Genomic DNA, 7166 nt, shown 5'->3' on the forward strand with positions numbered 1-7166 from the left:
AAAGTAGCATCTACTGGAGGGATAACAATATGTCTCACACTCATCTCTCGGCAGTATCAGCGCAGACTGTCTTGAAACATGCTTTGGCCGCCACGGCGCTTGCTTGCGCGGTTCTGGGCGCGCCAGTACACGCTCAACTGCCTCCCATGCAGAACCAAGGCGGCACCGAGTACGTAAGCGGTGGTTTCGGACTGGATGAATCGACTGCTTTCAAGCAAGCCATGGCGCGATTCCCCGTCGCCATGACGTTCTCCAGCCAGCTCGACGGCAAGGCGGCCTACGCCGCCGATGTACAAGTTGTTATCCGCGATGCGAACGATGCCAATGTACTCAATGTGGCGTCGGAAGGCCCATTCCTTCTGGTCAAACTGCCGCAAGGCAAGTACAGCGTATTTGCCACGCACGATAACAAGACTCAAGAGCGCCAGATAAACGTGGGTGCCACGGGCACGGTCCGCCTGACTTTCACATGGACGCGGCCAGCATCAGGTCCCGATTAATGCAGCGTCCTGCCTGAACATCCCGAAGACGTGCGTTCCTGCGCATCTTCTTCAGGCTGCTGCAACGATGCCAGAGCGGCTTGCCAATTGCGCAGTGGTACGCAGGTTTGCAGGCGCACTATGGCTTGCCGGATAAGGGCCTCGTGGATTTCGTGCCCGAGGTCTGAGGCCACATCCAGGGTTGCGTCGCCCTGCAGCGCCTCAAGTCGGGCCAGCGTCGATGCGACATCGTGCGCAGATACCTGCGTATCCTCGGCTCCGTGAAAAAAATGCAGCAGCGTCGCCGGCGGCGCCGCTTCGAAACGGCTTGCATACAGACCGGAGAACGCCAGCACCCTTCCAGCCAGATCGGGTCGTGCCAGCGAAGCTTCCAGGGCCATGCTGGCTCCTTGAGAAAAACCTGCCAGCGCTGTCTCTTCGCCGAAAAGACCGTACTGGGATTGCAATTTCGTAATCTGTTCGATGAGATCGGGCAGCGCCAGCCTGACATGAGAGGCATAGTCTTTGTCGTACTCGGTGCCAGTCGCAACCCACGAGTAACGCATCGAGGGCACCTCTGCTCCCGCCTCCTGTACGTGCCCAAAGGGCAACACTACTGCCGCCGCCGGAAATGCCAACTTGATGGCTTGCGCCAATGGAAACAATTGCTCGGGACTGGATGATTCACCATGCAGCAAAACAAATAGCAGCCGAGGCTCACCCTGCTTGGGTACAAATACATACGGATCTGGGCCAACTGGTTTCATGGTCATAACGATAGTGATCTCTGCGGCGTCGGAATAGCCTTGAAAAATTGTACGTCAAAAGCCAAGCGCGGGCGGGGCCGCATCCCGCGCCGACTGCCCGCCATTGCTGCTCGCCATGCTGCTAAAATAAATTTTTTGACCGGGATTCCATCATGAGCAAAATGCTCAAGCCTCAACTCGCCGATGCTGTCAAGACCGCCATGCGTGCCAAAGATGCACCTCGCCTGGGCACCCTGCGCTTCCTGCAAGCTGCCATCAAGCAAAAGGAAGTCGATGAACGCCGCGAATTGGACGACCCTGAAGTAATAGCCATCATAGAAAAGCAGGTCAAACAACGCCGTGAATCGATTGCCGCGTTCGAGCACGCAGGTCGCACTGAAACCGCCGATCAGGAAAAAGCCGAACTTGCGGTCCTACAGGAGTTTCTGCCGCAGGCGGCAAGTGCTGAAGAAGTCGATGCCGTCATCGCCTCTGCCATCGAAGAAGTCAACGACCAAGGCCTCACCGGCGGTCCGGCCATGGGGAAGGTCATGGCCATCGTCAAAGCCGAGCTTGCCGGACGCGCCGACATGACCGCCGTCTCGGCGCAGGTCAAGGCTCACCTGATGTAAGCCTATAACGGCTCCTACTTATACGCAACACAAACCGAAGTATCCATGCGTATTGAATGACGCATGGCTTCGAGGGCGCTCTCGTCCCAGGGAGCGCGTCCCCATACTGTATGTGTCACCTGAGTGTTTTTGCCGTCGATCGCCTTGATCTCGGTGCGCGCAACTTCTATATTCCCCAGATGGCTGCGCACGGCCACCAGGCCAGTTTGCAGCGCCGGGTCCACCTGCGCGTACACATCGTACTGTTTCTTGGCGGTCAGGCATTCGGCAGCCTGATTCTGAGCACGCAGATACACCGTCTGGTAACTGCGTGGGACCGAATAAGAAACGCTGGGAGAATTTCCGTCGGACTGTATACCCAAGGCGCAGCCGGTGAGCAATACAGCGGCACCCATACTGATCACTAGAGCTTTCACTTTGTCTCCCTGCCTACGCCTTGAATGAATCCCTCGCCTGAGCAGCAGATGCTACACCGGGCGCTTTCACAAAGGTAGCACGACACCTGCCATTCGTGGATCTTTTATTGCTGTCTGAGAGACAACTATGTGCACGTTTCGTTCAGGGCCATGCTTTCGAGACTGAATGGAGGATAATCGATATACCCCTTGGGGCCGTCGGCATAGAAGGTGCTAGGATCCCAGGGATTAAGTCCGACGCCTGCTTTTAAGCGGGCAACCAAGTCCGGGTTGGCAATATAGGCTTTGCCGAACGCCACCGCATCTGCCTGTCCCTGATCAATTGCTGTTTGAGCCATCGATAGATCATAGTGTTCGTTGACGATCACGGGCCCGCCAAACAAACGTTTGATTTCCGCCGTCAGGCTATCATGGCCCAACGATTCGCGGGTAAAGATAAAGGCAATGCCGCGCCGACCTAGCTCCCGGGCCACATGCGAGAACAAGGCCCGCGGATCGGAATCGAACACAGAGTGCGTCCCGCTGCGCGGCGACAGATGCACGCCCACCCGACCCGCGCCCCATATTCCGGCACACTCGTCCACGATTTCAAGTAGCAGGCGGGATCGATTCTGGATGGAGCCGCCATACTGGTCAATTCTTTTATTGGCGCCGTCCTGTAGAAACTGGTCAATCAGATAGCCATTTGCCGCATGGATCTCGACCCCGTCAAAGTTTGCTTCCCGGGCATTGCGGGCAGCTTCGGCGAAATCCGCCACAATACCCGGGATCTCTTCGGTATGCAAAGCGCGAGGTACGACGTAATTGCGCTTGGGGCGCAAAAGGCTGACATGACCTTCGCATGCAATGGCGCTGGGCGCCACCGGAATTTCACCATTGAGAAATTCGGGATCCGACACCCTGCCCACATGCCATAATTGCAGGAATATTTTCCCGCCCTTGGTATGTACCGCTTGCGTGATCTTCTTCCAGCCGGCAACCTGTGCGCTACACCAGATACCAGGCGTATTGGGATAGCCCACCCCTTGGGGCGAGACGGATGTCGCTTCTGAAAGGATAAGACCAGCCGAAGCGCGCTGGCAATAATAGGTACGCATCAGGTCGTTGGGAATGCGCCTTTCGACAGCACGTGTCCGAGTCAGTGGCGCCATTACGACTCGATTGCTTAAAGCAACTGCACCCAGCTGAATTGGGTCAAACAAACTAACCATGTTTCTGTACCACTATCAAATCGAGGTTAACCCTGATCCTACAGTGTGCACCAGAAGTGCAAATTCTGTAGGTATGTACCTAACTTCATAAGGGTTTTTACCAGATTTTGCGTTAAGCTACCATCCCGGGCAAGCCTGTCAGGTTACACACTGCCTTTGCGAAGGAGCATCTATGGGACAATTTGCCGTCATTGGCTTAGGTCGGTTCGGGTCTGCCGCGTCATTGGAACTCATGAAAATGGGCCATTCGGTGCTGGGTGTGGACACAAACCCAAAATTGGTCGACAAATATGCCGATGAACTGACCCACGCGGTAATCGCGGACGTGACCGACCCCGGTGCGCTGGAAGAACTCGGGCTGGATAACTACGACGTGGTGCTGGTGGCCATCGGTGAAGACATACAGGCCAGCCTGCTTTGTGTCGTTCACCTGAAGTCCCTTGGAATTCAGACACTTTGGGTCAAGGCCTCCTCGCACGCCCAACACCTGATCTTGAGCAAGCTGGGTGTATCGCGCATCGTGCATCCTGAAGAGGAGATGGGCATACGAGTGGCCCAGGCACTTAGCTATCCGATGGTGAATGATTATATTTCTATTGGTAACGGCGAATTTGTCGTCGAAGTCGATATCAGCGATCGGCTGAACGGGGCACCGTTGAGCCAGGTTCTGGCTGGCGAGCCAGATTCCATTCACGTGTTGCTCGTCAAGCGCAAAACTCAAATCACTGTACATCCTCCCAACGATTTCATTCTCCATGCGAAGGACATACTGGTCATGCTGGGCCAGCTTGCCACGCTCAAGAACGTTGCCCCAAAGCTGGCATGAACCATGCGTAACTGGGATCCCGTATACAGCCTGTCATCATACCGACGAGTCAGGCGCACCGGACTGCTGCGTGCAAGCCCTCCTTTCGTGCTTGCCGTCGGCTTTCTATGCTTGATACTGCTTGGAACGCTATTGCTATGGTTACCGATAGCCAGCCTACGCCCCCTCACCCTATTCCAGGCCTTCTTTATGGCCACGTCGGCAGTCACGGTGACTGGACTGACGGTCGTTGATCCCGCTTCGCAGCTTAGTCAGTTCGGGCAGGTTGTGTTGATCCTGCTAGTACAACTGGGTGGCTTGGGCTTTGTCACCTTCGCCGTGATCTCCGCAATAACGCTGGGCCATAAAATGAGCCTCAAGCACCAGGCGCTTGCGCTAGAGGCATTCAATCAGACCAGTGTCTCGAAGATTCGACACACAGCCTTTCTGGTGTTCAAGACGTCGATCATCATTGAAGCAGTTGCAGCCCTGATTCTTACTCTTTGGTGGTGGCGCGACCTTCCTTTGGGCACGGCCTCGTATCGTGCAATTTTCCATGCAATCGCAGCGTTCAATAATGCCGGCCTTTCATTGTTCCCGTCGAGCCTGGCACAATTTGTCGCCGATCCCGTGACCATTCTGATGGTCTCGTCCCTGATCATTCTTGGCGGTATCGGCTTCCCCGTGCTCGGCGACATAGTGAAGAAAAAACGCTGGACAAGGCTGTTGCCCTATACGAAGGTCATACTATTGGGCACACTCACCTTAAATCTGACAGGTTTCGTATCCATCTGGCTGCTGGAATTCAATAACCCTGCCACGTTGGGGGCTTTATCCGTACCAGGCCAGGCGCTGGCGGCATGGATGCAGAGCGTAACGGCGCGCACGGCGGGTTTCACAACGATCGATATTACCCAGCTGCACGACACATCCACCCTGCTTATCATTATGTTGATGTTCATCGGCGGCGGTTCCCTCAGCACGGCCAGCGGCATCAAGATAGGCACCTTCATCGTTCTGCTGGCTGCGGTCTATTCCTATATTTTCCACAAAAAGGAAGTCGTCCTGCTTAAGAGGTCGATTTCGCCGGATACCGTACAGAAGTCGCTGGCCCTGGTCCTGGTTACAACCGCACTGGCGTTCTGCAGTGTTCTACTCATGACCATCTTCGAAGACGTGCCTTTTATCAGCATCCTCTTTGAAGTGGTATCCGCCTTGAGTACAACCGGTCTCAGCCGCGACCTGACGCCACACCTGTCCCTGCCAAGCCAGGTTTTGCTGACCGTCTTGATGTTCGTCGGAAGGCTCGGGCCACTGACGCTCGTATACAGCCTGGCTACACGTAAACGCAGCAGAGTACGATATCCGGAAACGGAGTTCCAAGTCGGCTAGTGACACAGCGGCGCAGGCTTGCAGGACCGGCTGAATCCCCGCCAAATATGTGCTAGAATTCTGTCTCTCGTTGATCTGCTTTAGCAGTCAACAACACCTTGGATTCTCAAATATCCAGGTTTCGGGGCGTAGCGCAGCCTGGTAGCGCACTTGCATGGGGTGCAAGGGGTCGAAGGTTCGAATCCTTCCGTTCCGACCAATAAAATCAAGGGCTTACAAGTTTTTTGCTTGTAAGCCCTTCTCTATTTTGAGCACACCTATCATCCTGGGGGCCAGTTTGGGGGCCAAGAGGCCGAACGCAATTTGTCGAACTGATTTTTGTCTCAAAATTGTCTCATTGCGTCCAACGGTAGCAAACACTCCCTACTCTTCTGCATTCTTCCTTTGTCTCTATTGCTTGAACTCGAGACAAGAACAATTGGTCCGCTTAATGCTTTATCCGTCTTTGCCAAATGAGACCTAATGGCCATGTCTGCCCATAGGTCCTAAGATACTCGATTTCCTGCCGGCGCCTTTCGCGTGACTCACCCGCTCATACATCATCGTGACCTCAGTTTTTTCTCACAATGTGAGTCGTGAGAGTGAACTTGTGGGTCCGCTGCTTTTCGCAGAGAAAGTACTATCCTCGGAAATCGCTAAGTTGCGCGATAATCCGGAACGGCTCATGCACACCCGACCCAATTCATCACAAGTCATGGAGCCGGAATCGATGATCGAGTCCGGCTCGCGAATTCAGAACAGACGCCTCAGTTGATCTCGAGCTTCGCTTCCTTTACTAAACTGGCCCACTTCTTTGTCTCCGCTTCAACGAAATGAGCGAACTCTTCGGGCGTCCCGGGAGCAGGATCTGCACCTTGAGAGATCAGTTTTTCTCGCACTGCGGGTTCGTTTAAGACCTGTTGTAAAACGTCGTTGAGACGCTTCACGATTTTCTCATCCATGCCAGCCGGACCAATGAGACCGTACCACGTCGACATGTCGTAGTCCGGCACACCCGCTTCCGCCAGCGTTGCGATATCTGACGCTGCACCCGACCGTTCCTTGGTCGTGACGCCAAACGCTTTTAAGTCTCCACGCTTGACATGGGGCAAGGCGCTGGGCAAGTTCGGAAACATCACTTGGGTGGTGCCACCAAGCAGGTCGGGCATCGCAGTGCCTGTACCCTTATACGGCACATGTGTCAGATCTGTGCCTGTCAGTTGCTTGAAAAGTTCGGCGGATAAATGCACTGAGGTCCCAATTCCTGACGATGCGACATTTAATTTACCAGGGTTTGCCCGCGCGAATTCAATCAGCTCCTTGACGTTGTTAAACGGCGAACTCTTGGGCACCACCATCACGTTAGGGGCCGTTAATACGCGCCCGATCGGCGTGAAGTCCTTAACCGGGTCGTAGTTCACGTTCCGGTACATAGCAGGATTAACAGCGTGTCCGATCGAGGTTACGAACAACGTTGAGCCGTCAGGTGCCGCGCGTGCCACGTAA

Annotated in this window: 8 protein-coding genes and 1 tRNA gene; 5 read left to right on the forward strand and 4 right to left on the reverse strand. The window is 54.8% G+C overall.

The features are described 5' to 3' along the window. Positions 1 to 29: 29 nt before the first annotated feature. Positions 30 to 500, forward strand: a complete 471-nt coding sequence (locus CR155_RS20125) for a carboxypeptidase regulatory-like domain-containing protein (RefSeq protein WP_102071840.1) — start codon at positions 30 to 32, stop codon at positions 498 to 500. Here CR155_RS20125 and ypfH read toward each other — a convergent pair. Then, the gene (gene ypfH / locus CR155_RS20130) at positions 497 to 1246 is read right to left on the reverse strand and encodes an esterase (protein WP_233214434.1); all 750 of its coding nucleotides are present in this window, start codon (positions 1244 to 1246) and stop codon (positions 497 to 499) included. The genes CR155_RS20125 and ypfH overlap by 4 nt on opposite strands. Positions 1247 to 1398: 152 nt before the next feature. Here ypfH and CR155_RS20135 point away from each other — a divergent pair, with 152 nt between their 5' ends. Continuing rightward, positions 1399 to 1857: a GatB/YqeY domain-containing protein gene (locus CR155_RS20135; protein ID WP_102071842.1), complete on the forward strand. Its 459-nt coding sequence runs from the start codon at positions 1399 to 1401 to the stop codon at positions 1855 to 1857. Between the two features lie 14 nt (positions 1858 to 1871). On the opposite strand, the gene CR155_RS20140 is transcribed toward CR155_RS20135, so the two are convergent. Both CR155_RS20140 and CR155_RS20145 read right to left on the reverse strand, forming a co-directional pair. Continuing rightward, positions 1872 to 2273: a BPTD_2524 family lipoprotein gene (locus CR155_RS20140; RefSeq protein ID WP_143705223.1), complete on the reverse strand. Its 402-nt coding sequence runs from the start codon at positions 2271 to 2273 to the stop codon at positions 1872 to 1874. 125 nt (positions 2274 to 2398) lie between these two features. Next, positions 2399 to 3484: an alkene reductase gene (locus CR155_RS20145; protein WP_102071844.1), complete on the reverse strand. Its 1086-nt coding sequence runs from the start codon at positions 3482 to 3484 to the stop codon at positions 2399 to 2401. A 172-nt stretch (positions 3485 to 3656) separates the two neighbouring features. Between CR155_RS20145 and CR155_RS20150 the strand changes: the two genes are divergently transcribed. The 3 genes from CR155_RS20150 (at position 3657) to CR155_RS20160 (ending at position 5880) form a co-directional block, all read left to right on the forward strand. Then, complete coding sequence (locus CR155_RS20150; RefSeq protein WP_102071845.1) at positions 3657 to 4310, forward strand: potassium channel family protein; 654 nt, start codon at positions 3657 to 3659, stop codon at positions 4308 to 4310. A gap of 3 nt (positions 4311 to 4313) precedes the next feature. Beyond that, on the forward strand, positions 4314 to 5681 hold the full coding sequence (locus CR155_RS20155; protein WP_102071846.1) for a TrkH family potassium uptake protein: 1368 nt from the start codon (positions 4314 to 4316) through the stop codon (positions 5679 to 5681). 122 nt (positions 5682 to 5803) lie between these two features. Beyond that, positions 5804 to 5880, forward strand: a tRNA-Pro gene (locus CR155_RS20160). Positions 5881 to 6427: 547 nt separating this feature from the next. Here the strand turns inward: CR155_RS20160 and CR155_RS20165 are convergent. Then, positions 6428 to 7166: Bug family tripartite tricarboxylate transporter substrate binding protein (locus CR155_RS20165; RefSeq protein ID WP_143705224.1), on the reverse strand; the 739-nt coding region annotated here is incomplete at its 5' end.

Origin of the sequence: Pollutimonas nitritireducens, assembly GCF_002849615.1 — a bacterium.
Lineage (GTDB): Bacteria > Pseudomonadota > Gammaproteobacteria > Burkholderiales > Burkholderiaceae_B > Pollutimonas > Pollutimonas nitritireducens.

What these genes read in the sequence shown, in the direction of transcription:
- CR155_RS20125 (WP_102071840.1), top strand. Translation starts at nt 30, where the DNA reads ATGTCTCACACTCATCTCTCGGCAGTATCAGCGCAGACTGTCTTGAAA.
- ypfH (WP_233214434.1), bottom strand. Translation starts at nt 1,246, where the DNA reads ATGAAACCAGTTGGCCCAGATCCGTATGTATTTGTACCCAAGCAGGGT.
- CR155_RS20135 (WP_102071842.1), top strand. Translation starts at nt 1,399, where the DNA reads ATGAGCAAAATGCTCAAGCCTCAACTCGCCGATGCTGTCAAGACCGCC.
- CR155_RS20145 (WP_102071844.1), bottom strand. Translation starts at nt 3,484, where the DNA reads ATGGTTAGTTTGTTTGACCCAATTCAGCTGGGTGCAGTTGCTTTAAGC.
- CR155_RS20150 (WP_102071845.1), top strand. Translation starts at nt 3,657, where the DNA reads ATGGGACAATTTGCCGTCATTGGCTTAGGTCGGTTCGGGTCTGCCGCG.
- CR155_RS20155 (WP_102071846.1), top strand. Translation starts at nt 4,314, where the DNA reads ATGCGTAACTGGGATCCCGTATACAGCCTGTCATCATACCGACGAGTC.